Source organism: Acinetobacter ursingii DSM 16037 = CIP 107286 (assembly GCF_000368825.1).
Classification (GTDB): domain Bacteria; phylum Pseudomonadota; class Gammaproteobacteria; order Pseudomonadales; family Moraxellaceae; genus Acinetobacter; species Acinetobacter ursingii.
The window spans coordinates 1,233,353-1,255,785 of the sequence record NZ_KB849717.1 but is presented as its reverse complement, the minus strand read 5'-3'; the positions used below and the strand labels follow the sequence as shown (position 1 = coordinate 1,255,785).

At 40.8% G+C, this 22,433-nt stretch carries 24 protein-coding genes; 16 read left to right on the top strand and 8 right to left on the bottom strand.

Annotated features, from left to right (window positions below; translation table 11 throughout):
- Nucleotides 1-169: 169 nt before the first annotated feature.
- Nucleotides 170-427 (top strand): sulfurtransferase TusA, encoded by a 258-nt coding sequence (gene tusA, locus F944_RS13425; RefSeq protein WP_004991544.1) that lies wholly within the window; start codon nucleotides 170-172, stop codon nucleotides 425-427.
- Nucleotides 428-429: 2 nt separating this feature from the next.
- Entirely contained in the window at nucleotides 430-1,026 is a 597-nt protein-coding gene (locus F944_RS13420) for a LysE/ArgO family amino acid transporter (RefSeq protein ID WP_004991541.1), read from the top strand.
- A gap of 57 nt (nucleotides 1,027-1,083) precedes the next feature.
- Here F944_RS13420 and F944_RS13415 read toward each other — a convergent pair whose 3' ends face one another.
- Nucleotides 1,084-2,211: an AOC03_06830 family ribosome hibernation factor gene (locus tag F944_RS13415; RefSeq protein WP_004991535.1), complete on the bottom strand. Its 1,128-nt coding sequence runs from the start codon at nucleotides 2,209-2,211 to the stop codon at nucleotides 1,084-1,086.
- Between the two features lie 383 nt (nucleotides 2,212-2,594).
- Nucleotides 2,595-4,307, bottom strand: coding sequence for an electron transfer flavoprotein-ubiquinone oxidoreductase (locus F944_RS13410; RefSeq protein WP_004991534.1), 1,713 nt, complete (start codon nucleotides 4,305-4,307; stop codon nucleotides 2,595-2,597).
- Nucleotides 4,308-4,496: 189 nt separating this feature from the next.
- Between F944_RS13410 and F944_RS13405 the strand changes: the two genes are divergently transcribed.
- The 5 genes from F944_RS13405 to F944_RS13385 all read left to right on the top strand — a co-directional run bounded on the left by F944_RS13405 (nucleotide 4,497) and on the right by F944_RS13385 (nucleotide 8,939).
- Complete coding sequence (locus F944_RS13405) at nucleotides 4,497-5,123, top strand: DUF1285 domain-containing protein (RefSeq protein WP_004991533.1); 627 nt, start codon at nucleotides 4,497-4,499, stop codon at nucleotides 5,121-5,123.
- A gap of 47 nt (nucleotides 5,124-5,170) precedes the next feature.
- Nucleotides 5,171-6,040, top strand: a complete 870-nt coding sequence (murI, locus tag F944_RS13400; protein ID WP_010588581.1) for a glutamate racemase — start codon at nucleotides 5,171-5,173, stop codon at nucleotides 6,038-6,040.
- Nucleotides 6,041-6,143: 103 nt separating this feature from the next.
- Nucleotides 6,144-7,169: a DUF4062 domain-containing protein gene (locus F944_RS13395; RefSeq protein ID WP_004991531.1), complete on the top strand. Its 1,026-nt coding sequence runs from the start codon at nucleotides 6,144-6,146 to the stop codon at nucleotides 7,167-7,169.
- 82 nt (nucleotides 7,170-7,251) lie between these two features.
- Nucleotides 7,252-8,265, top strand: coding sequence for a ferrochelatase (gene hemH / locus F944_RS13390; protein ID WP_004991527.1), 1,014 nt, complete (start codon nucleotides 7,252-7,254; stop codon nucleotides 8,263-8,265).
- 29 nt (nucleotides 8,266-8,294) lie between these two features.
- Nucleotides 8,295-8,939, top strand: a complete 645-nt coding sequence (locus F944_RS13385) for an MBL fold metallo-hydrolase (protein WP_004991525.1) — start codon at nucleotides 8,295-8,297, stop codon at nucleotides 8,937-8,939.
- Nucleotides 8,940-8,991: 52 nt separating this feature from the next.
- Here F944_RS13385 and F944_RS17130 read toward each other — a convergent pair whose 3' ends face one another.
- Entirely contained in the window at nucleotides 8,992-9,168 is a 177-nt protein-coding gene (locus tag F944_RS17130) for a hypothetical protein (RefSeq protein ID WP_004991523.1), read from the bottom strand.
- Nucleotides 9,169-9,304: 136 nt separating this feature from the next.
- On the bottom strand, nucleotides 9,305-9,493 hold the full coding sequence (locus F944_RS13380; protein WP_004991521.1) for a DNA gyrase inhibitor YacG: 189 nt from the start codon (nucleotides 9,491-9,493) through the stop codon (nucleotides 9,305-9,307).
- Between the two features lie 96 nt (nucleotides 9,494-9,589).
- Between F944_RS13380 and F944_RS13375 the strand changes: the two genes are divergently transcribed.
- From F944_RS13375 to F944_RS13345, 7 genes are all read left to right on the top strand, one after another.
- Nucleotides 9,590-10,228 (top strand): class I SAM-dependent methyltransferase, encoded by a 639-nt coding sequence (locus tag F944_RS13375; RefSeq protein WP_004991519.1) that lies wholly within the window; start codon nucleotides 9,590-9,592, stop codon nucleotides 10,226-10,228.
- On the top strand, nucleotides 10,218-11,423 hold the full coding sequence (locus F944_RS13370; protein WP_004991517.1) for a TIGR03862 family flavoprotein: 1,206 nt from the start codon (nucleotides 10,218-10,220) through the stop codon (nucleotides 11,421-11,423). Before F944_RS13375 ends, F944_RS13370 begins: the two co-directional genes overlap by 11 nt.
- 77 nt (nucleotides 11,424-11,500) lie before the next feature.
- Entirely contained in the window at nucleotides 11,501-11,914 is a 414-nt protein-coding gene (locus F944_RS13365) for a GFA family protein (protein WP_004991516.1), read from the top strand.
- A 316-nt stretch (nucleotides 11,915-12,230) separates the two neighbouring features.
- Entirely contained in the window at nucleotides 12,231-13,265 is a 1,035-nt protein-coding gene (locus tag F944_RS13360; RefSeq protein ID WP_010588580.1) for a DUF1852 domain-containing protein, read from the top strand.
- A 23-nt stretch (nucleotides 13,266-13,288) separates the two neighbouring features.
- Nucleotides 13,289-14,320, top strand: a complete 1,032-nt coding sequence (locus F944_RS13355; protein WP_004991511.1) for a methionine synthase — start codon at nucleotides 13,289-13,291, stop codon at nucleotides 14,318-14,320.
- A gap of 80 nt (nucleotides 14,321-14,400) precedes the next feature.
- Entirely contained in the window at nucleotides 14,401-14,940 is a 540-nt protein-coding gene (locus tag F944_RS13350; protein ID WP_010588579.1) for a flavin reductase, read from the top strand.
- A 172-nt stretch (nucleotides 14,941-15,112) separates the two neighbouring features.
- Nucleotides 15,113-15,454, top strand: a complete 342-nt coding sequence (locus F944_RS13345) for a hypothetical protein (protein WP_004991506.1) — start codon at nucleotides 15,113-15,115, stop codon at nucleotides 15,452-15,454.
- A 341-nt stretch (nucleotides 15,455-15,795) separates the two neighbouring features.
- On the opposite strand, the gene F944_RS13340 is transcribed toward F944_RS13345, so the two are convergent.
- The 3 genes from F944_RS13340 to F944_RS13330 form a co-directional block, all read right to left on the bottom strand.
- Nucleotides 15,796-16,128, bottom strand: a complete 333-nt coding sequence (locus F944_RS13340) for a HopJ type III effector protein (protein WP_004991504.1) — start codon at nucleotides 16,126-16,128, stop codon at nucleotides 15,796-15,798.
- 260 nt (nucleotides 16,129-16,388) lie between these two features.
- Nucleotides 16,389-16,637 carry a type B 50S ribosomal protein L31 gene (locus tag F944_RS13335; protein WP_004991503.1) on the bottom strand — a complete coding sequence of 83 codons (249 nt, stop codon included), beginning with the start codon at nucleotides 16,635-16,637 and terminating at the stop codon, nucleotides 16,389-16,391.
- A gap of 100 nt (nucleotides 16,638-16,737) precedes the next feature.
- Complete coding sequence (locus F944_RS13330; RefSeq protein WP_004991501.1) at nucleotides 16,738-18,030, bottom strand: ABC1 kinase family protein; 1,293 nt, start codon at nucleotides 18,028-18,030, stop codon at nucleotides 16,738-16,740.
- A gap of 248 nt (nucleotides 18,031-18,278) precedes the next feature.
- Between F944_RS13330 and F944_RS13325 the strand changes: the two genes are divergently transcribed.
- Together F944_RS13325 and F944_RS13320 are read left to right on the top strand one after the other, a co-directional pair.
- Nucleotides 18,279-19,547 (top strand): SfnB family sulfur acquisition oxidoreductase, encoded by a 1,269-nt coding sequence (locus tag F944_RS13325; protein ID WP_004991499.1) that lies wholly within the window; start codon nucleotides 18,279-18,281, stop codon nucleotides 19,545-19,547.
- 120 nt (nucleotides 19,548-19,667) lie between these two features.
- Nucleotides 19,668-20,921, top strand: a complete 1,254-nt coding sequence (locus F944_RS13320; RefSeq protein WP_026039853.1) for an acyl-CoA dehydrogenase family protein — start codon at nucleotides 19,668-19,670, stop codon at nucleotides 20,919-20,921.
- Between the two features lie 151 nt (nucleotides 20,922-21,072).
- Here the strand turns inward: F944_RS13320 and F944_RS13315 are convergent, their stop codons facing one another.
- Nucleotides 21,073-22,422 carry an MATE family efflux transporter gene (locus tag F944_RS13315; protein ID WP_004991494.1) on the bottom strand — a complete coding sequence of 450 codons (1,350 nt, stop codon included), beginning with the start codon at nucleotides 22,420-22,422 and terminating at the stop codon, nucleotides 21,073-21,075.
- Nucleotides 22,423-22,433 lie beyond the last annotated feature (11 nt).

Here is a 22,433-nt window from a genome sequence, read left to right as displayed (position 1 = left end):
ATGTGTCAATCAATGATTTTTAATCATACCGAAGAAAAATGGCTTATGCATTACTAAAACGATTGGAAAACGTAAATGATTCAAATTGATGAGTCAGCTTTTTTTGCTTTTTCTAGGAGACTTAACTTTATGGTAAACTATGCCCCTGTTTTTGAACTCAAGTATAGGCATGTTTTCACCAGATTTAACTCCGACCATTCAATTGAATACACGCGGTTTGCGTTGTCCTGAACCTGTGATGATGCTGCATCAAGCCATTCGGAAGTCTAAGTCAGGGGATGTGGTGGAGGTATTGGCGACTGACCCATCCACTTCATGGGATATTCCCAAGTTTTGTATGCATCTGGGACATGAATTGTTGGCTCAGGAAGAATTGAAGGATGCAACAGGTTTAAAAGAATATCGTTATCTGGTGCAAAAAGGATAATGATGTCGACCTATTTTTCAGGTTTATTACTAGGGTTTTCCTTAATCTTAGCCATTGGCGCACAAAATGCTTTTGTTTTAAAACAAGGTTTGCTCAGACAACATGTCTTTTGGGTGTGTTTAATCTGTGCGGTTTCAGATGCATTGCTGATTTCATTGGGTGTTTTTGGTTTCGCAAGTTTACTCAGCCAACAAGTATGGTTGATTCAAGCAATGAAATGGTTTGGTGCCATTTTTTTATTCGCTTATGGTTTACGCAGCTTTTATAGCGCTTATACCACCAAAGACGGGTTACATGCGGCAGGGCAGAAAGTCAATTCTTTAGCACAGACTTTAATTTTATGTTTAAGTTTTTCGTGGCTGAATCCGCATGTTTATCTGGATACCGTTGTGCTATTGGGTTCTATTTCTTCTCAATATGCCAATAAAACTGCTTTTGCTGCTGGAGCGGTGACAGCATCGTTTGTTTTCTTTTTTAGTTTGGGTTTTGGTGCAAGATTGCTTGAACCCGTATTCGAAAATCCAAAAGCTTGGAAGGTTTTGGATATCATTATTGGTGTAGTGATGTGGTTGATTGCATGGTCTTTGCTTGATTCATAAGCTTGCAATGCGTCAGTAAAATGATCAAGCCTTATACAAAGGCTTGATTTTATAAATTTAAATTGCATATCGACTAAGTAAAGTCACTGGGGTTTTGCCACTTAAATACACTTCGGGTAAAAATACAATATGACCGCCATGCGTCTGAGCCGCATCGATGATATGGTGAATAACATCGGTAGGCGTAGAATCATCTTCTGGTGCGGCGCTAAATTCTATACGCTGCTCGATTTCATCAATAAAACCATTTACCGAATAACCTTGTTGTACATAGAGCGTGTCGATATTGCCCTGTAAAGCAGCCTGATAAATGTGTTGTAAATCAGTCACAACCCGCTCACTTCCATAAACTTGATCCAGTTGATTGGCATGATTTTGATGAATTTTGTTCTGATAATCTTTTAATGCATTTTGAACACTGTCTACGATATGGCGTGGTTCGCTATTCTCCAGTTGAGTGACATTGTCGACCTTGATAATAATTTGGTTGGGATGATCGCAGATGGTTTCGTAGAAACTGATATTGCGACGATCAGCAACAAGCACAATTGGCAAAGGTTTTTGTGTATGAATCACCTGTACATTTTTATCCACTCGATTTAAAAACTCTTTAAGATAACGATCTTCCTGTGCAGCAGCAGATCGCTCTGCGGCAGTCAGACTATATAATGTTTCATTTTTGACTGGAAAAGCCCCATGTGGCAAAAGCGGAGTGAGTTCAAGATCCAGTTCTGAAAACTCGTGAATAACGCGATTGTTGGATGCTTGTATCAAGCGGCCCATTTCGCGGGTCACGACCACAATATAATAATCCAGTGCATAAGACAGTTCTCGAATAAAGTCGCGCAATACAAATTGCGTATCAATCATAATTCTGGCTTGAGTTTTAAACGGTAAACAAATCACCTCGACCTGATCAGCGGTCGCAAAAATGGCCAAAGTATCTAGATAATAATTGGGATTTAATTCATCCGTTTTTTCATGGATACGCTTTAAAAATTGGGCAACAAAAACTTTGTCATAAGTTTTCAGTAATTGTTCTTCGAGTTGTTTGAGTTGATTTTTTAGTGCGATATGGTCTTGTTGATTATCTGGAAAAGTACGATGGGTAGGAACAAAAATCGAAACTGCTGGGTTAGCACGTATATTTTGAAGTGATTGCAGTGTGTGTTTTAAATCAAGCATGACTCTCATCCTTTTTTCAAATCATGTGAAGAAAAGTGATCCCTTGCCCAAGATGTGATCTGAATATGGATTCATAGACAAAGACTTGAGTAAATTGGCTAAAAGGTGACAAACCCGCAATTAACAAAGGAATCAGAAAAAATAAAATGTTTAAAAATTAGTCTATGCATTTCTGCGCTCAAATTAGGTAACAAAGATTGATAGAAATGTAAGCAGATGAGCAGAATAGAAATAACGCACTGGCAAGAAATAAAAATGCACCGCAATTTAAATTACGGTGCATTTGAAAACAGATTAAGTTTTATCGTTCTGGGGATGAGAAGCCGTTATAGCTTCGCAAGATGAGATATAGCAAAGCACTGCTTTGCTATAACGCAAGGAATTTACATATTCGGATAGTTCGGACCACCGCCACCTTCAGGTGTCACCCAAGTAATGTTCTGTGATGGATCTTTAATATCACAGGTTTTACAGTGGACACAGTTGGCGGCATTGATCTGGAAGCGCTTATTGCCTTCACCTTCATCCACAATTTCATAAACCCCTGCTGGACAGTAACGCTGTGCAGGTTCATCCCATTTCGGTAAATTGACATTGACTGGAATACTTGGATCAGTCAATTTCAAATGTGACGGTTGGTTTTCTTCATGTACCGTGTTGGAGACAAACACTGAAGATAAACGGTCAAAAGTCAACTTGCCATCTGGTTTTGGATAAGTCGGTTTAAAGGTGGCTTTATCCTGAGTCTTTAATACGCTGTAGTCTGGTTGTAAGTCATGCAAGGTAAACGGCACTTTAAAGATATTTTGATCCAGAAAGTTAAACGCACCACCAATCCACAAACCAAACTTATGCATTGCAGGGCCAAAGTTACGGCTACGATGTAACTCTTCTTTGAGCCAGCTATTGTCAAACTTTTGCGTATAGGCGGTGAGTTCTTTATCAAAGAAGTCTTCACCTTCAAGCACACGGGCAATGGCTAAATCACCGCCTTTTTCTACACCACGCGCAATCGCTTCAAAGACTGCTTCACCACACAACATGCCTGATTTCATGGCAGTGTGAGAACCTTTGATTTTGGCAAAGTTTAAGAAGCCAGCATCATCACCAATCAGACAGCCACCCGGGAAAGTGAGTTTAGGTAAAGAGTTTAAGCCACCTTTAACAACCGCACGAGCGCCATAAGAAATGCGTTTACCACCTTCTAAATACTGCTTAATCAGAGGATGAGTTTTCCAGCGCTGCATTTCCATGAACGGGAACATATGCGGATTTTCATAGGATAAATCCACGATCATTCCCAAAGTCACTTGGTTGTTTTCAGCGTGATATAACCACCAACCACCTGAAGAGCCAGTTTCAGTCAGTGGCCAACCTGAACCGTGCATGACCAGACCTTCTTTATGTTTGGCTGGATCAATTTCCCACAGTTCTTTAATCCCGATACCGTAATGCTGCGGATCTACATCTTTATCCAGATTAAATTTGCTGATCAAGCGTTTACCTAGATGACCACGACAGCCTTCTGCAAACAAAGTGTATTTGGCATGGAGTTCGTAACCTGGCGCAAAATTATGCGTCGGCTCACCATCTTTACCAATGCCCATGTCGCCTGTTTGTACGCCTTTGACGGTACCATCTTCATGATACAAAATTTCAGCAGCAGCAAAGCCCGGGAAAATAGACACTTCTAATTCTTCAGCTTTTTGACCTAACCAGCGCACCACGTTGCCGAGCGAGATGACATAATTGCCATCGTTATGCATGGTTTTTGGCACCATCCAGTGCGGTGCTTCCTGCGATTTTTCATCAGAGAGCAGGAAGTAGGTTTTGTCTTCAGTCACAGGGACATTTAAAGGCGCACCTTCTTCTTTCCAGTTCGGAAATAGCTCATTGATGGCACGTGGCTCAAGGACCGCACCAGACAAAATATGAGCGCCCACTTCGGAGCCTTTTTCGACGACGCAGACGGATAGATCGGGTAAATTATGTTCAATCGCAAGTTGGCGAATTTTAATCGCAGACGATAGACCCGCAGGTCCAGCACCAACGATCACTACGTCAAACTCCATCGCTTCGCGTTCGATGTGCTCCATGTAGGACTCCTCATATTGCTAAGGGTGGCAACCGTCACATCAGCGCTTCGGTGCTGCCATGAGTGTTCTTTAATGTCTAGACACAAACAGACAATCGTGTCTTAAATAGTTTGCGGCTAGTATAGTTTCAAACCCTGATCTAGCCAATTGGCTGAGTCGTTATATTTTCTCGTCAGCAAGGCATAAACCATGGTAAATCATCATCATTCGTCTCAAGAGACAAACCAGTCAACATCGTTAGATGATAAAAACTTAATGAGTATCGCACAATATCTAAAAGATGCACAGCAAAGTCACAAAAGGTCAATTCCACCTCTTGACCAATGGCATCCAAAGCATTGCGGTAAAATGGATTTGATCATAAAAGCCAATGGAGAATGGTGGCACGAAGGTCAATTGATCAAGCGGCAGGCGCTTTTAGACCTATTTTCTAAAGTGCTTTGGAAAGAGGATGCAAAGTATTATTTAAAGACACCCGTTGAGCAAATTGAGATTGAAGTTGAAGATGAACCTTTGCTGGTCAATCAAGTCGATGTGATCGAGATTGATTGTAAATCTTTTATCCAATTAACCACCACCAATCAAGATATTGTGATCGTGGATGAGGAACATCCAATTTTTATGCGCGCCTATGTAAGTGAAGTAGGGGAAGAGGAGTTACGCCCTTATGTACATGTGCGCTTTGGTTTAAATGCTTTAATTCAGCGCGCCGCTTTTTATCATTTGATTGAGTTGGGTGTTTTGACTGAAAATTCTGATGGAGAAGCTGTTCTTGAGTTAAAAAGTGGTGATTTGCTCTTGCAATTGAGCAGTTGAGGTTTAAGCTTAATTCTGAATCTGACACGATGGATTTATCCAAAGAAATGACCGCAATACACCCTATTCATGCTGAATTAAAATCCAGACTTCAAGCATCTAAAGATGCACCGATTGGTATTTTTGATTCTGGTGTGGGGGGATTAACCATTGCACAGGAAATCGTTCAGCATTTACCCAATGAACAGATTATTTATTATGCCGATACTGCACATGTTCCTTATGGGCCACGCTCAGATCAGGAAATCCGACAGTTAACCGCACAGGCGATTGAATGGTTATATCGTCGTGGTTGTAAAATGGCAGTTGTGGCGTGTAATACAGCCTCAGCATTTAGTCTGGATTATTTGCGCGAACATTATGGAGCGTCTTTTCCAATCGTTGGCTTAGTGCCTGCGCTCAAACCGGCAGTGCTACAAACTCAGTCTAAAGTCGTTGCAGTATTGGCAACACCTGCAACATTTCGTGGGCAACTGATTAAGGATGTGATTCAAAATTTCGCGCATCCAGCAGAGGTAGAGGTCTTAGCTGTCACTTGTCTGGAACTGGTGCCTTTTGTTGAAGCCGGCGAACAAATGAGTCCCGCTTGTTTAACGGTATTGCAGCAATGTTTACAGCCTGTCGTGGATCAGCATGCGGATTTTTTGGTATTAGGCTGTACTCATTATCCGTTTTTAAATGAAGCAATTACCCATCTTTTTGGGCAGAAACTGACATTAATTGACTCAGGTTTGGCGGTGGCGAGGCAAACAGCCCGTATTTTGATTAAAAATGAGTTATTATTTGACGAAATTCGTCAGAATCATCTACAAATTGAGTGTTTTGTCAGCGGAAATAATGCAGATGAGTTAAAGTTTGTGTTAAAACATATGATTAAAGATCATATGACTTGGCGTATTCACAATATTGATGATTGAAGAGTATGGCGATGATTGCATAAATTTTAGATCTAAATTTGAGGTTATATATTCGTACATCACACGGAACGTGATGAGGAATGTTAAATTTTAGGGGATAACCATGCTGGATAAGCGTTATCAAGTGTTTATTTCAACTTCTGGTGCAGAGATGCAACCAGAACGTATGGTATTGGCACAGACACTCATCGGAATGGGATTTTTTTCATGGGGGCTTGAGCAACGTACACCACTGAGTACCTCCATTGCGCGTCGTCAAATTGACGATTGTGATTATGTTGTATTATTGCTTGGTAGTCAGTACGGGGAACAATCAGTTTCAGGGGTAAGTTATCTACATCTTGAATATATTTATGCCGTAACCAAACAAAAACCGATTATTGTCTTTATGCATGATGCGCCAGAAAGTCGTGACGCTGCGTTGCAGGATAGCAAACCAGAATTAAAAGAAAAATTTCATGAATTTCGTAAACAGCTCCAACAAGAGGTCGATCAGGTTTTTTGTTATCACAGCCTGCGCGACTTAGAACTGGCGGTGCGTTTCAACATGTCTCAAATGTTGGAACGTTATCCTGTATTGGGTTGGGTCAGACCGCAAAATACCCAAGTTTTACAAGATGAAATTGATAGTTTACGCGCTAAAGTCACTCGTCTGGAAACTGAGCAAGGTAAGCGTGAAAATGATCCCTTGGTCGCAATGCCAAGAGTGTATAACAATGAAATTTACTCTTTTGAATACCGTGTTCATGCCTATCAGGATGGTAATTTTCAGGAACTTAAACCTGAACGTAAGCTGACTTGGTTGCAGATTTTATCCATTTTAAGTGTGGTCTTTAAAATCCCGACACCTGAGGAATATTTTTCTAAAAGGATTAATGATTATCTGAATGAAACGGGGCTCGAAGATGCAAGGTTAGTCTTACCGCGAGCACATGCAGTTGCGCGTTCGCAAATTAATATCCGTGCATTACATCATATTAAAATGCAGATGCGACAAAATGACTGGATTGTCCCCGCTGGTCGTGATGAGCGTCAGCGTTTATTGTGGCAGCTTACACCTAAAGCTTTGAAATTACTGGAAACTCAACAGCCAGAATATCAACGCACGACGCAAATAAAAACAAATTAGTCATTTATTTTGAAAAAGCCATAAAACTGTTAAAGTAAGCGTACTCCACAGATTTTCATGTACGTATTGAACAGGAAAAAGAATGTCTACTGCATCTAAGCCAAAAGTGACTGTTATTTTAGCCAATTTGGGAACTCCTGATGCAGCCACTGTTCCAGCAGTGAGGCAGTTTTTAAAACAGTTTTTGTCAGATTCACGGGTGATTGAAATTCCCGTACTGCTTTGGCAAATTATTCTACGCTGTTTTGTTCTGCCTTTTCGTCCTAAACGCGTGGCGCATGCCTATGCAACAGTTTGGCGTAAAGATTCACCCATGCGAGAAATTCTTTTTGCGCAGACTGAACGTTTGAAATCTGATCTTACGGATGCTTATCCGCAGTTTGATTTAAGGGTGGTTCCTGCCATGACTTATGGTCAACCGGGAATCACCTCATTATTGCAACAATTGGCGCAATCTCCTCAGGATCATATTTTATTATTGCCTTTATTTCCGCAATATTCTGCGACCTCAACCGCGCCACTTTATGATGCTTTTGCCAAATGGATTCCGCAGCAACGTAATTTACCGGGCTTAAGCATTGTTAAAGAATATTATCGCCATCCTTTATTTATTCAGGCGCTAGTGCAAAGTATTCGGGATTTTCAGCATCAGCATGGGACAGCAGAAAAATTATTAATGTCTTTTCATGGAATTCCACAGCCGTATGCTGATAAAGGTGATCCTTATGCAGATCAATGTCGGGAAACCGCGCGTTTAGTTGCCCAAGCACTGGGGCTTGAACAAAATCAATGGGCCATTAGTTTTCAGTCGCGTTTTGGCAAACAGGAATGGGTTAAACCTTATACAGATCAATTGCTTGGAGAGTGGGCGCAACAAGGTGTGAAATCTGTACAGATTTTGAGCCCTGCTTTTTCTGCGGATTGTCTGGAAACCTTAGAAGAACTCGCGATTCAAAATGCAGAATTGTTTTTGAATGCTGGTGGTGAGTCTTATCAGTACATTCCTGCATTAAACGACTCAGATGCCCATCTACAATTACTCCGCCAACTGGTTCAAGCCCATTTAAATGCGCTTGAAATCACCTTAGCCCAATAAAACATCATGATTTTTCGCCAGAGGTTGTTATGCTGCAAGTTAAAATAGTTCCTGTAACGGCTTTCGCTCAAAATTGTTCTATTGTTTGGGATAGTGAAACTAAAGACGCAATTTTAATTGATGCAGGGGGAGATGCAGCCAAACTAAGACAAGAAGTCGAAGCACTTGGCTTAAAGGTCAAAGCATTGTGGTTGACCCATGGACATCTTGATCATGCAGGGGCAGTTGGTGAATTGGCTAGAATCTGGGGTATTCCTGTAATTGGCCCGCACAAAGAGGATCAATTTTGGCTAGATATGATTCAGGAAGTGTCGCAACGTTATGGATTTCCAATTCCTGAACTTGTACATGTAAATCAATGGCTTGAAGGTGGCGAAGTTTTGGCATTAGGTGAGCATCAGTTTGAAGTGCGATTTGCGCCAGGGCATACACCAGGCCATGTGATGTTTTATAACCAACAACATGCATTATTATGGACAGGGGATGTGTTATTTAAGGGCTCGATTGGGCGGACTGATTTTCCGAAAGGCAATCACCAACAACTACTGGATTCGATTCAACGTGAATGTTTTAGTCTACCCGATGATACACAGTTTATTTCAGGACATGGGCCGATGAGCAGCATTGGCTATGAAAAACAATTTAATCCTTTTGTTGCAGGTAAAGCAGGTTAAAAGAGACATAATAAAAGGACAATGATTGAACTTGCAATCATTGTCCCAGACGTCAAGAGTGAAATAAGCTATGGAAACGCTGTTTGGCTTCCAGTGCAATTAAAATGCTTGCAACTGCAAATAATACGGCAATAACAAATAAAACGGCATCTGAAGCCATAAAACCTAAAACGAGGAAGATTAAACAGCAAATAGCAAAAACAGCGAAAAGTAATCTCAACAAAAGCATCAAAATTCTCCTATTGTGAGAAGAGCCATATTATTGACGAGTACTTTAAGTCCTGTGTGTTTAATTTTGTTTGCTAATTGCACGATTTTGAGTAAATTTTGCAACAAAAGATGACCATCGAGGCGGGTATAGCAGTTTAGCTATCGTAATCATAAGGGTTGCCATTTTCCGATGTTGGAGCATCTTGAGTCTGTAATTTATAGTCCTCATTGGCCCATGCGCCCAGATCAATCAGTTTACAACGCTCTGAACAAAAGGGACGAAACTCATTGCCTTCCCAGACAGAGGGTTCTCCACAACGGGGACAGGGAAATGTGCGTGGCATAGTAAAATCCTCAAATTCATCATCAAGATATTAGGCAAAGCTCAAATCACTTGTTAGACTTAGCCTGATTTCAATACCTAGTTTGAATAGTTTGCTGTGATTATCTCGATTCGTCAATTTCAAGCCCAGCGTATGCAGGCGCCGCGTGATTTTAGTTCCATTGAAAATACCCCCATTTGTGTTGAAATTGGTGCGGGTAAGGGCAAGCATGCCTTGTTATTTAGTGGTGAACATCCAGAACAAACATTGTTTGCAATCGAGCGCACCAAAGAAAAATTTTTGGCGATGCAGAAACAAAAAGGATTGGAACCTAGAGATAATTTATATCCCATCCATGCGGATGCTTTGCCGTGGATCGTCCATGCGCTTTATCCTCAGCAAGTTGAACATTTTTTTATTTTATACCCAAATCCTGAACCGCATAATCCTGCACAGCGCTGGCTGAATATGCCTTTTTTTGAGTTTTTGCTGTCACGTTTAAAACCTCAAGGTACGATTACTTTAGCGAGTAACATCCCAGATTATATTGATGAAGCGGAACAGCAACTTTTGCACCTGTGGCATTTGCCTTACGTTAAACAACGCATTGCATCTGATTCGGCACGCACCCATTTTGAGGTCAAATATCTAGAGCGTGCTGAACTTTGCCAACAGCTCATCATCAGTAAACCTGAAAGCTATCAGACTCGGTTTGATGAATTTTTGCCATTGCAAGGGCAAGGTCATGCCGAGTAAGCGGGTCGTGATCGTTGGGGCGGGTCCTGCGGGACTAGCCTGTGCCGAAGTTTTGTCTGAACTGGGTGATTATAACATTACCATCTACGAGCAAAAGCCATCGGCAGCACGTAAGTTTTTAATGGCGGGAAAAACAGGGCTTAATATCAGCCACGCTGAAGATTTAGATCATTTTATATCACGCTATGATCATGCCAACTGGTTGCGCCCAATGCTTGAAACTTGCAATGCCGAAACCATTCAAGCGTGGATGAAAGGTTTAGGGATTGAATCATATATTGGTAGTTCAGGACGAATTTTCCCCAATGAGATGAAAGCCGCGCCATTATTACGCGCATGGCTCAGACGTTTGCAAGATCGCGGCGTAAAATTTCGTTACCGCCATCAAGTCTTGGCAATACAGAATCAGTCTTTGACGGTTCTGGATTTAGTGCAACAACAGCAGAATCACATTACGGCTGATGCGATTGTACTGGCGTGTGGGGCAGTATCATGGCCACAACTGGGAAGTGATGGCAAATGGCAAAACTGGTTAGAGTCATGCATGATTCAACCTTTTAGCGCCAGTAATGTCGGTGTATTGGTCAATTGGTCTGAATATTTGCAACCCATTTTCGGACAACCGCTTAAGCGGATTCAGGCGTGGGTAGCTGGTCAAGTACCTCAGTTTGGCGAAATGGTGATCAGCCATTATGGACTAGAAGGTGGCTTGGTTTATCGTTGTAATCGCGATTTGCGTGAAGCGATGCAGACGCAAAGTCACGCAATTTTATATTTGGATTTACTGCCAGACCTGAGCCAAGAACAAATTTTACAAAAGTTACAGCAAGGCAAAAAGCAGTCTTTAAATACCATATGGCAAAAGATTGGCTTGGATAAAACCAAAATTGCTTTGATTCGTGATGTCATCAGTAAAAATGACTGGAATGATCCTTTAAAAATGGCGCAGCATATTAAACAAATTGCCGTGCAGATACAGGGTTTTCGTCCAATTGAAGAGGCGATTAGCTGCGCAGGCGGTATTCGACTCGATGCATTAAATGAGCATCTGATGCTAAAGAATTCTCCTTATATTTTTGCTTGTGGTGAGATGCTGGATTGGGATGCACCCACAGGGGGGTATTTACTCACAGCTTGTCTGGCAACAGGACGAGCAGTAGCACAAGGTGTTCATGCACAACTAAATTCTGACTAAATTGAAATTCACTATTTTTGTTATCCTCAAAACCTGTTAATTTGGTTGAAAAATCAACAACTACACGGAGTATCTTTATGTCACAAGCTGCATTATTGTCGGGAAGCTGTTTGTGTCAGGGCATTCGTTATGAGATTTCAGGTCATGGCTTGGGTGATATTATTCAATGCCATTGCCAACGTTGCCGTAAAGCCAATGGTACAGCTTATGCAACCAATACGCCTGTGCATGTGAATGATTTTAAAATTGTGCAAGGCGAACATTTGCTTAAGAAATATCAATCGACCCCAACCACGCAGCGTTGTTTTTGTAGCGAATGTGGTTCGCCCATCATGAGCATCAAAATGGATACCCCTGAATTTTATCGTTTGCGGATTGGAACTTTAGATACCAAAATTGAGCAAAAACCGAGTTTGCATATTTTTGCCGCGCATAAAGCAGAGTGGGACACGATTTGTGATGACTTACCGCAGTATGCAGAACGACCATAGGTCGAAAAGCTAGGAGTTTACTGTTTTTATCTCAAATAGCGGACTTTGATAGAGTTTAAGTGAATCATTGAAATAGTATCTAAGATTTTGATAAAAATAAAAAATTAATTTTACTGTAAAGGCGGGAGGGCCGTTTTATTAGACTGCCTTATTATCCCAAACTTCTGCAAAGACATGACTCGCATTATCCATCTTCAATTGAGCTAAATTTCTAAACATGAATTTGGCTCATCTTTTAATGAAACAAAATCGTTTTTATTCATGTTTGTCTTTAGGTATAAATGACCCTATAGAATTTAGGGTAGTAGATTTTGCCATGAGTAAACAGTTCGCATGTTCAATTAAACGTATTCGTTTTGATGAAAACTATCAACCCGCAGATAGTACACGTCTTACAACTAATTTCGCCAATTTGGCACGTGGTGAAAGCCGTGAGCAGAATCTGCGCAATACCCTCCGCATGATTAATAATCGTTTCAATGCTTTAGCACAATCAGACAATCCCAATGGTGATCGTTACTCACTTGAAATCGATATTATTTCTGCCGATTTGGATATTGAAGGGAATGGTACAAGCTTCCCAATCATTGAAATGCTGAAAAGTACAATTATTGATCATAAAACCAATCAGCGTATTGAAGGAATGATTGGAAATAGCTTTTCATCATACGTTCGTGACTACGATTTCAGCGTGGTGCTTAAAGAACATAATAAAGAAAACTCAACATCGTATGCACCTGAAAACTTTGGTGATTTACATGGCAAGCTATATCAATATCTTGTAAATTCTGACACCTTTAAGGCAGAGTTTAATCAACAACCTGTGATTTGCCTGAGTGTTTCGACCGCGAGAAAGTATCATCGCACGAGCAATGAACATCCTATTTTGGGCGTTGAATACAAACAAGACCAATATTCACGGACTGATGAGTATTTCCATAAAATGGGCTTACAGGTTCGCTTCTTTATGCCAAAAGGGAGCGTTGCACCTTTAGCCTTCTATTTTGCAGGTGATTTACTGCGTGATTACACTGATTTTGAATTGATTAGTGCAATTAGTACCATGGAAACTTTCCAAAAGATTTATCGCCCTGAAATTTACAATGCAAACTCATCAGCGGCACAAGTCTATCAAGCAAGTCTGGAATATCCAGATTATTCATTAACACGCATCGTCTATGATCGTGTGGAACGTGGTCAATTAGCAGTAAAACAAGGTAAATGGACTGAGGAAAACTTCATTAAGCCTTACCAGAATATTCTTGAACGATGGGCTGCCAATTACTCCGATAAAAACAATTCGGATAAAAGTTTGGATAGAAGTCACTCGAATAAAACCGCCGCTGTGTAACTGAATATAGAAGATTATTGAAGATGAAACGATTATTACCAACCTCAACTGCGGGTAGCCTACCAAAACCATCATGGATTGCAGAACCTGAAAAACTCTGGTCACCGTGGAAATTACAAGGTGATGAGCTGGTACAAGGCAAACGTGATGCTTTGAGTTTATCGCTACACGAGCAGCTATTGGCAGGCATTGATATCGTGAGTGATGGTGAACAAACTCGCCAACATTTTGTCACCACATTCATTGAACATCTTGATGGTGTTGACTTTGAAAAACGTGAAACAGTTCGGATTCGTAATCGTTATGATGCCAGCGTACCGACCGTTGTCGGTGCAGTATCGCGTCAAAAACCCGTATTTGTAGAAGATGCCAAGTTTTTACGTCAGCAAACGACTCAACCGATTAAATGGGCATTACCTGGTCCAATGACCATGATTGATACGTTGTATGATGCGCACTATAAAAGCCGTGAAAAATTGGCTTGGGAATTCGCCAAAATTTTAAATCAGGAAGCTTTGGAGTTAGAGGCCGCGGGTGTCGATATTATCCAGTTTGATGAACCTGCATTTAACGTATTTTTTGACGAAGTGAATGATTGGGGTGTTGCCACCTTAGAACGTGCGCTTGAAGGTCTTAAATGTGAAACTGCCGTACATATTTGCTATGGCTATGGTATTAAAGCCAATACCGACTGGAAAAAGACCTTAGGCTCAGAATGGCGACAATACGAAGAAGCTTTTCCTAAGTTACAACAGTCCAAGATTGATATTATCTCACTGGAATGTCACAACTCTCGCGTACCGATGGATTTGATCGAGTTAATTCGTGGCAAAAAAGTGATGGTCGGCGCGATTGATGTTGCCACCAATACCATTGAAACGCCTGAAGAAGTCGCTGATACCTTGCGCAAGGCACTGCAATTTGTGGATGCAGATAAACTGTATCCATCGACCAATTGTGGTATGACGCCACTTTCTCGTGATGTGGCACGAGGCAAGTTACAAGCACTCACCGCAGGTGCAGAAATTATCCGAAAAGAACTCGCAAACGGGTAATACTCGGAATAGTCAGATCTAAGCTCAATCGTTTGATGCTATGGGTGATCAAACGATTGAGCTGATTGAGGAATAAAATGATGATTGAAGCGTCAGACTTTCGAAATGCAATGTCTTTATTAAGCAGTGCGGTCAGTGTGGTAACCACAGCAGGCGCGTCTGGCCGTTATGGCTTCACTGCATCTGCGGTATGCAGTGTGACCGATACACCGCCGACATTGTTAGTTTGTATGAATCAAGCATCAAGTTCCCATGCACACTTTTTAGAAAATAAAATTTTAACGGTGAATGTATTAGGCGCAGATCATCAGCATATTTCTCAAGCATTTTCGTCAAAATTGAGTCCTGAACAAAGATTTGAACACGGATTCTGGACGGAACTCGAAACAGGTGCGCCAGTTTTAGAAAATGCTTTAGTGAATTTTGATTGTGAAATTGATCAGGTTCAGGACGTTGGAACCCATACGATTTTGATGTGTCGTATTGTTGCGATTCAACAAAGTCAGCAGACTCAAAGTTTGGTGTATTTTAATCGTGGCTATCATCAGGTTGGGCATAAGATTGAGCAGGATGAAGCACATTCTATTTTGCATCGTGTAAAGCAAGTCGAAGGTGTTTAATATCATTGCTTGTCTAGTTAGCTAGGTAAATTGTTTATTTGGATCAGCATTAAAAAAAAGCATTCTAAAGTTCTGATTTTTAGATTTATATTGTTTAAGTTTTTTAAGAGTATACATTTGGTATAAGCTGTATGATGTTCATTCTATATAAAATAAATAATCGGTGATCAGGATGTCATTTATAGTACCTGTACAAGTTGATTATGGAGCACTTGAAGTTCTCTGGTATAGCTCTTTTAAAAATATTGAAAGTATTATTTTATGGTGGAAAGTTCAAGAAGATATTGATATATATAAATATAATACAGCTTTAGAAGCTGCTAAAAATATTTTAGGCAATGAAAAATTAGTTGGTATTAAAACGGAAGAAGAATCTAATCTCTTCTATAAGCTATATGTAGATTCAGTATCCCTCATGATTGATAATAATTACACATCTTACTTATCATATGGAGGAAAGAAATATTTTCATAAAGGAAAGCTTAATTTTTCCTCAGCTCCACCTCCGATGTAAGATCATGGCGTTATGAAAAAAATTATTTTTATTATTTAGAATTATGTGTTTATATCTAAAATGCAACCATGAAAACACTAAAAGTCGATTGAGAAACAAATCGGTATTTTAAAAGCTATTTCAATGTGAGCTTTGGCTTACATCAATTCAGGAAAATTGCCCATAGTCATCACAATCCAATTTTCCTATGATGAACTCATACAGAACAGGATGTTCGAAGACGTAAAACAACAACAATTAGTCAATCATCAGGATCGTGAGGGATGACAGGAGTTAACCCTAAAACGGAAATGCGAAAAAACCCAGACAGGATGTCTGGGTTTTTTTATGACTTTATTATTTTATTTTGCAGTGAGTGCCTGACCTTCAAAAGTCACACCATCCCAGCCATGTTGCATAAACTGACGAATGTTTTGATGATCTGTACTTTCTGGTGTTGCAAGCACAGAAGCATAATGTTCTGCAAACAGATTTAAAGTTTGCGCTTGATCCAGACCTTCAATTTTGGCAAATGACAATACTTTAGCACTGCCTTGATTTTCAGTGGCAGCATTGTGTTGTTGACCGTTTTTAAATGCTGTTGGGTGATGTTCAAAACGTGCTTCGATATGCGCCAAAACATCAGCAAATTTGGCTTCACCATTTTGAAGCTGTTGCAAGAGTTCGTGTACCATGATTTTCCGTGATTCAATGACAAGTCAAAAGTATCACGAAGCATAGCATTGAATTTATGGGTTTCAGCATTCATTTGAGCAAATAAGCTGAAGAAAACTTAGTTGCAATTGCTTTTACCAACAAGAGAAGGGACAACTGTGGATAACTTCATGTTTATACACAAGGCCGAATTTTAGCCAAAAAAAGAAGCCTAAGTGGAGGAGATAGTTGCTTAGGCTTCGAATAGGATTCAGTATAAAACTAAAAACTTAAGGCAAGATTAACGCTTAAAACGTGAAAAACGTTTGTTAAAGCTTGCGACACGACCTTCATTACTGGCTTGACGGACTTCACCTGTATAAAACGGATGAGATGCACTGGAAATATCCAAAGTCACATAGGGATAAGTCTTACCTTCATATTCACGTGTTTGCTTGGTTTGGATAGTGCTACCAATCACAAAATAGGCATCTGCATTGGTGTCATGAAAGAGCACTTGTTGATAGTCAGGATGTATACCGTTACGCATGGGAAACCCTCCAATTGAGTTATTTTTAGTTATGTTATAATATTTCATTTAATAAGTCAAATAAGGAACTGGATCGTCAATATCCTGACTGTTTTCTCAGTTAGTGAGGAACAAGTTCTTCAAATAAATCATTCAGATTATCATCGACTTTTAAATGAATCAGATTCCAGTAATGTCCTGAAATAGTTCGATTCACCATCAGCGTATCTGGTGATGGCTTAAACACATCCCAGTATTTCAAGGATTTTTTCACTAAAATAACGCCATCATGATGTGCAGAATTTTGAGCGAAATCATATTGGGTGGTGAGTGGGCGTAATAATACTTCAAGCCATTCTAAATAAAGCGCTTGGGGAAATAATCCTTTCTCTGAAAGCGAATGTAAAGCATCCAGATGATTTTCGATTGCTGCAACATCTTGTTGGCGGGCAGCTTGTACCAAATGTTTAAAGTGTTCAATCACCTCGGTACTTAATGTTTTTACGCCGCCAAAATCATAGATAATCACACTGCCATCTTTACGAAAAGCAAAATTTCCCGGATGTGGATCACAATGGAAGCGTTTTAAATAAAAGATTTCCTGACCTAAAGCGCGTATTAGACGGCGACCAATTTCATTACGAATCTCAATAGGCCATGTACTGGCTGTTTCAATCGACTCTCCACGCTCTAGACTTAAAGTTAAAATACGCCGTGAAGAATAGTTTTTATATACCGTTGGAATAATGATTTTATCATCTAGTTGTTCATGGAACGTTTTAAAAACCTCAAGGTTTTGCGCTTCAATTTCATAATTCAATTCATCAGATAGACTGTCCTGAATTTCTGCAAAAAGTTTATCCTGAAGTTTCTTATCAATCTTGATCACACCCATCAAGCGCAAAGCTAAACGGACTTGTTTGAGATCACTCTCGCAGGCTTCATCTACGCCCGGATATTGCACTTTGACCACCACCTCTTGTCCATTGGGTAAAACAGCACGATGAACCTGTCCAATAGATGCAGCGGCAAAGGGTTGTTGTTCAAAAGATTGAAAAATGGTCAGTAAAGGTTGTCCTAATTCTTTTTCAACTTGTTGCTGAATCGCGCTAAATGGAACAGCAGGTGCTTGGCGTTGCAGTTTGGCAATGGCTTTGGCGACTTCTGGTGGAAAAATGTCTTTATATTGCGAGGCGATTTGTCCAACTTTCATGACTGCGCCTTTCATTTCGCCCAAAGTATCTGCAATTTGAACGCCAATATCCTGAAAAAGTTTGGTTTTCGCCGCAAGTTTTTGTTCATCATCCGCGGTTAAATTTCGAATCGAGCTTGAGACTGTTTTAGTCGCGATACTGGCAGTCATTCCCGCAAGTTTCATAAAACGTCGACCTGGAGAACTCGTATTTTTAGCCATCTCTATTTTACCTTTTATCCGCGCTGGATTCAGTCTTGATCATAGGTGACAAAGTCTAAATTGCCTACTTCAAATTGTTAATAAATTAGAATCAATTCTAAAAACAAGGGTTTAAATATATTGCATTTTTTATGCAAAGTATTGCAAAAACCATTTCATAAACAATGCGTTAATCACTATAACAGCTTCATTTTTTTGGTGCTATGTTGATTTGCATAGCCTAAAAAACACTGAAGAGATTTTCCACTATGAGCCAACTAAATACAGCGGTTTCTTCCCATACTTCTTATGCTCATCGAGCAAATTCTGTGCCATTACAGGTGTTTGAACAACCACAAAATGCACATATTATTCAAAACGATGCCGAAGCAATTCAGGTTGCCAAGCAATTGGCTCACGAATTTGCCAAAGAAGCTTCCCTGCGTGATCAAGAACGCCGTTTGCCTATTAATGAAATTCAGCAATATTCACAAAGTGGTTTATGGGGAATTACCATTCCTAAAGCCTTTGGTGGCGCACAAGTTAAATATCGTACTTTGGCGGAAGTGGTCAAAACCATTTCTAGTGTCGATTCTTCACTGGGACAATTACCACAAAACCACTGGGCATTTTTAGAGCATTTACGTCTGGATGCCAGCTTGGAGCAGCAACGTTTTTTCTTTGATCTGGTGCTCAAAGGTATTCGTTTTGGTAATGCTTTTTCAGAAAAAGGCAGTAAAACGGTCGCAGATTTGACCACCACGATTCATAAAACCGCATCAGGATATGAAATCAATGGACAAAAGTTTTTTGCCACAGGCGCATTGTTAGCGCACTGGATTCCGATTGTAGCGATTAATGAATCAGGTCAGCCCTTTGCTGCTTTAGTCCCACGTGAAACCGAAGGGGTGAATGTTATTAATGACTGGTCTGGATTTGGGCAACGTACCACTGCCAGTGGTAGTGTTGAATTGAAAAAAGTTCCTGTACGTGAGGAATATGTCGTTCCGATTTATCAAGCCTTTGAACGACCGACCGCAGCAGGCGCAATTTCCCAGTTCATACAGGCGGCGGTAGACGCTGGGATTGCGCGTGGTGCGATTGAAGAAACCATTCAATACGTAAAAAAATACAGTCGTCCGTGGATTGATTCAGGTTTGGAACGTGCGACCGATGATCCCTATACCATTGCCAGTATTGGTGACTTAAAAATTAAACTTCGTGCAGCAGAAGCGGTATTGGATTTGGCTGCCGACCAGATTGATCTGGCGATTGATGAGCCGACAGAACAGCATGTTTCTCAGGCGACTTTACTGGTTGCAGAAGCAAAAGTGTTGACCACTGAAGTGGCAATACTCGCAGCGAATAAGCTATTTGAATTGTCAGGCACGCGCTCAACTTTGTCTGAGCTCAATCTGGATCGACATTGGCGCAATGCACGTACCCATACGTTACATGATCCTGTGCGCTGGAAATATCACATTGTTGGAAATTACTACCTTAATGGTGTTCAGCCTCCGCGTCATGCGTGGAGTTAAGGACTTGAATATAGGACTTCTTTCATTATTATTTACCTCTTCTTTATTTTTCTCCTATAGGCAGAAAAAAAGGGACTTATGAAAGAAGTCTATAACAAAAAACAAAATGAGGATAAAAAGATGAGTCAGTTTGAGCAAATTAAAGATCAGCTTTCTTTGGGCGCAGATTATGAGGCGGTCGCTGCAAAGTACCGCCCTATTTTTAACAAAATTGAAGCAGGTGCCTTAGAACGTGAACAACGCCGTCAGTTGCCTTATGAGCAAATTCAATGGTTAAAACAGGCGGGTTTCGGTGCATTACGTGTTCCTGTTGCCTATGGCGGGGCAGGTGTGTCATTGCCACAGCTATTTCAATTATTGACTGAATTAGCTCAAGCCGATTCTAATATCGTACAGGCATTACGTGGCCACTTTGCTTTTGTAGAAGATCGTTTAGTTGCACATAGCACGCAGCCACAAAATGACTGGTTTGAACGGTTTGTATCGGGTGATATTTTTGGCAATGCATGGACAGAAGTGGGTTCTGTCCAGATTGGCGATGTAAATACGAGAATTACGCAAGATGAAGCAACAGGTAAGTTGCTGGTCAATGGAGAAAAATACTATTCAACTGGCAGTATTTTTGCAGACTGGATCGATTTATTTGCCTACGATGAAGTCAGTCAGCAGCATGTGATTGCCGCGATTGATCGGCATGCTTCAGGGGTTCAGGTTGATGATGATTGGGATGGCTTCGGTCAAAAAACCACAGGAAGTGGAACACTCCGTTTGGAACAAGTAGAACTGCCTGCTGCACATATTATTCCCTTTGATCAGCGTTTTAAATATCAAACCGCTTTTTATCAGGTGGTGCATCTGGCAACGTTGTCGGGGATTGCTCAGGCTGCGGTAGACACCTTTAGTCAGGAAGTTCGTGAGCGTAAACGTATTTTTAGTCATGCCAATACTGATCTGGCACGACACGATCCACAAGTACTACAAGTGATTGGAAAAGCATCTGCACAGGCTTATGCTAGTGAGGCAATTACGCAAGCTACAGCCGAAGCATTACAACGGGCTTATCTCAGTCATTTTGCCGAATCTGATGAAAAAGAACGTCTGGCCAACATTGATGCTGAATTGGAGTCTGCACAAGGGCAAGTGGTCATTGCTGATTTAGTTCTAGAGCTTACGACTAAATTGTTTAACGCGCTCAGTGCCTCTGCGAGTAGTACAGCCAAGCAACTCGATCGTTTCTGGCGTAATGCTCGAACGGTGTCTTCACATAATCCACTTATTTATAAAGAAAAAGTCATTGGTGACTGGATCGTGAATCAAACCGAACTTCCTTTTGTCTGGCAAATTGGTGCCAGTCCGAAAGCCAAGTCAGCCTGATAAAAAAATAGGTAATAAAAATGCCAATCAAATCCGATTGGCATTTTCTTTTAAATCAAACATATTGGATGATCAGATTTCTTTCATCATTGTTCAAACCCTGTTTATTTTTCTCATATAGGGAAAAGAAAAAGGGACTGATGAAACAAGTCTATGGTTGTGCCGCAAGTTTACGATTATTGCTATACAACCGCGCCAAAAGTAGAACGCAAGCAATGCTGAGACCAATAATAAGTCCGAGCCAAACTCCAGCAGGCCCCATCTTTGCAACCCGTGCCAGATAAATCCCGACTGGAAATGCAATCACCCAATAAGCAATCAACGTAATCCACATCGGGCCTTTGGTATCTTGCATGCCACGCAGACAGCCTGCCGCACCTACTTGCCATGCATCCATCAATTGATATGCCATTGCAAACAATAACAAATATAAAGCCACGTTAAATACCGCAGGATCCTGAGTATAAATGGCCACAATTTGTGGACGGGCAAACCATATTAAACTCATGGTGCAAATCGCAAAAAAAGTCGCAGTTGCTAAACCCAGTTTTTGTACATGACGCATGGCTACCCAGTTTTTTTCCCCATAATACATCCCCACCCGAATGGTCAGTGCAATTGCGAGTGACATTGGGATCATAAAGAGTTGTGAGGTGACTGACATCGCGATTTGATGTGCAGCAACCAGCGTATCGCCGAGTGGACTTAAAACAATTGCACCTGTACTAAAAATACTGACTTCAAAAAATACAGCCAATCCAATAGGAAGCCCCAGTTTTAAAATTCGTTTCACTAAAACAGGATTGATTTTTTCCCAATGTGAAAACACTTGAGTAGATCGATAAGCTTTGGCGCGATAAATATAATTGGCCAAAGTTATAAACATCAGCCACTGTAGCGTTGCGGTTGCAAAACCACAGCCTGCACTCCCTAAGTGTGGAATAGGACCGATTCCATACATAAACAGATAATTGAGTGGAATCAACACTACGAGCGCCAATAAGCTAATGACCGTCACAGGGCGCGGATAACCTAAAGCTTCAGAATAACCGCGTAATGCGGCATACATGGTTACCGCAGGCATACCAAAACCAATGGCATGTAAAAATAATCCTGCTTTCGCTTGCAAGCTTTCTGGCACACCGAGTAATGGCAACAAAAATGGCATGATCTGTAAAATCAGCATGGCGATTACGCCCAGAATAAACGCGACCCACAAAGATTGCCTGACAATCACAGGAATATTTTCTGGCGTTCTTGCCCCTTTGGCTTCTGCAACTAATGGTGTGGTGGCAATCATGATTGCACTAAACAGCAGCATGACAGGCATCCATAAACCGACACCTACAGCAATGGCTGCTAAGTCATTGGCAGACAAATGTCCTGCCATAATCGTATCAATAAGACCAAGTCCTGCTTGGGCAAATTGTGTGATCAGAATCGGCCACATTAAGTGAAACAATTGTTTTAATTCAAAGCGGAAACCCGCGACATTTGACACAAAAAATACTC

Excerpts from the sequence above, each read along its gene's own strand:
- F944_RS13360 (WP_010588580.1), top strand. The coding sequence starts at position 12,231 with ATGAGTAAACAGTTCGCATGTTCAATTAAACGTATTCGTTTTGATGAA.
- F944_RS17130 (WP_004991523.1), bottom strand. The coding sequence starts at position 9,168 with ATGCTTTTGTTGAGATTACTTTTCGCTGTTTTTGCTATTTGCTGTTTA.
- F944_RS13420 (WP_004991541.1), top strand. The coding sequence starts at position 430 with ATGTCGACCTATTTTTCAGGTTTATTACTAGGGTTTTCCTTAATCTTA.
- F944_RS13340 (WP_004991504.1), bottom strand. The coding sequence starts at position 16,128 with ATGGTACACGAACTCTTGCAACAGCTTCAAAATGGTGAAGCCAAATTT.
- hemH (WP_004991527.1), top strand. The coding sequence starts at position 7,252 with ATGTCTACTGCATCTAAGCCAAAAGTGACTGTTATTTTAGCCAATTTG.
- murI (WP_010588581.1), top strand. The coding sequence starts at position 5,171 with ATGACCGCAATACACCCTATTCATGCTGAATTAAAATCCAGACTTCAA.
- F944_RS13370 (WP_004991517.1), top strand. The coding sequence starts at position 10,218 with ATGCCGAGTAAGCGGGTCGTGATCGTTGGGGCGGGTCCTGCGGGACTA.
- F944_RS13415 (WP_004991535.1), bottom strand. The coding sequence starts at position 2,211 with ATGCTTGATTTAAAACACACACTGCAATCACTTCAAAATATACGTGCT.
- F944_RS13325 (WP_004991499.1), top strand. The coding sequence starts at position 18,279 with ATGAGCCAACTAAATACAGCGGTTTCTTCCCATACTTCTTATGCTCAT.
- F944_RS13335 (WP_004991503.1), bottom strand. The coding sequence starts at position 16,637 with ATGCGTAACGGTATACATCCTGACTATCAACAAGTGCTCTTTCATGAC.
- F944_RS13395 (WP_004991531.1), top strand. The coding sequence starts at position 6,144 with ATGCTGGATAAGCGTTATCAAGTGTTTATTTCAACTTCTGGTGCAGAG.
- F944_RS13365 (WP_004991516.1), top strand. The coding sequence starts at position 11,501 with ATGTCACAAGCTGCATTATTGTCGGGAAGCTGTTTGTGTCAGGGCATT.
- tusA (WP_004991544.1), top strand. The coding sequence starts at position 170 with ATGTTTTCACCAGATTTAACTCCGACCATTCAATTGAATACACGCGGT.
- F944_RS13380 (WP_004991521.1), bottom strand. The coding sequence starts at position 9,493 with ATGCCACGCACATTTCCCTGTCCCCGTTGTGGAGAACCCTCTGTCTGG.
- F944_RS13410 (WP_004991534.1), bottom strand. The coding sequence starts at position 4,307 with ATGGAGCACATCGAACGCGAAGCGATGGAGTTTGACGTAGTGATCGTT.
- F944_RS13320 (WP_026039853.1), top strand. The coding sequence starts at position 19,668 with ATGAGTCAGTTTGAGCAAATTAAAGATCAGCTTTCTTTGGGCGCAGAT.
- F944_RS13345 (WP_004991506.1), top strand. The coding sequence starts at position 15,113 with ATGTCATTTATAGTACCTGTACAAGTTGATTATGGAGCACTTGAAGTT.
- F944_RS13385 (WP_004991525.1), top strand. The coding sequence starts at position 8,295 with ATGCTGCAAGTTAAAATAGTTCCTGTAACGGCTTTCGCTCAAAATTGT.
- F944_RS13330 (WP_004991501.1), bottom strand. The coding sequence starts at position 18,030 with ATGGCTAAAAATACGAGTTCTCCAGGTCGACGTTTTATGAAACTTGCG.
- F944_RS13355 (WP_004991511.1), top strand. The coding sequence starts at position 13,289 with ATGAAACGATTATTACCAACCTCAACTGCGGGTAGCCTACCAAAACCA.
- F944_RS13405 (WP_004991533.1), top strand. The coding sequence starts at position 4,497 with ATGGTAAATCATCATCATTCGTCTCAAGAGACAAACCAGTCAACATCG.
- F944_RS13350 (WP_010588579.1), top strand. The coding sequence starts at position 14,401 with ATGATTGAAGCGTCAGACTTTCGAAATGCAATGTCTTTATTAAGCAGT.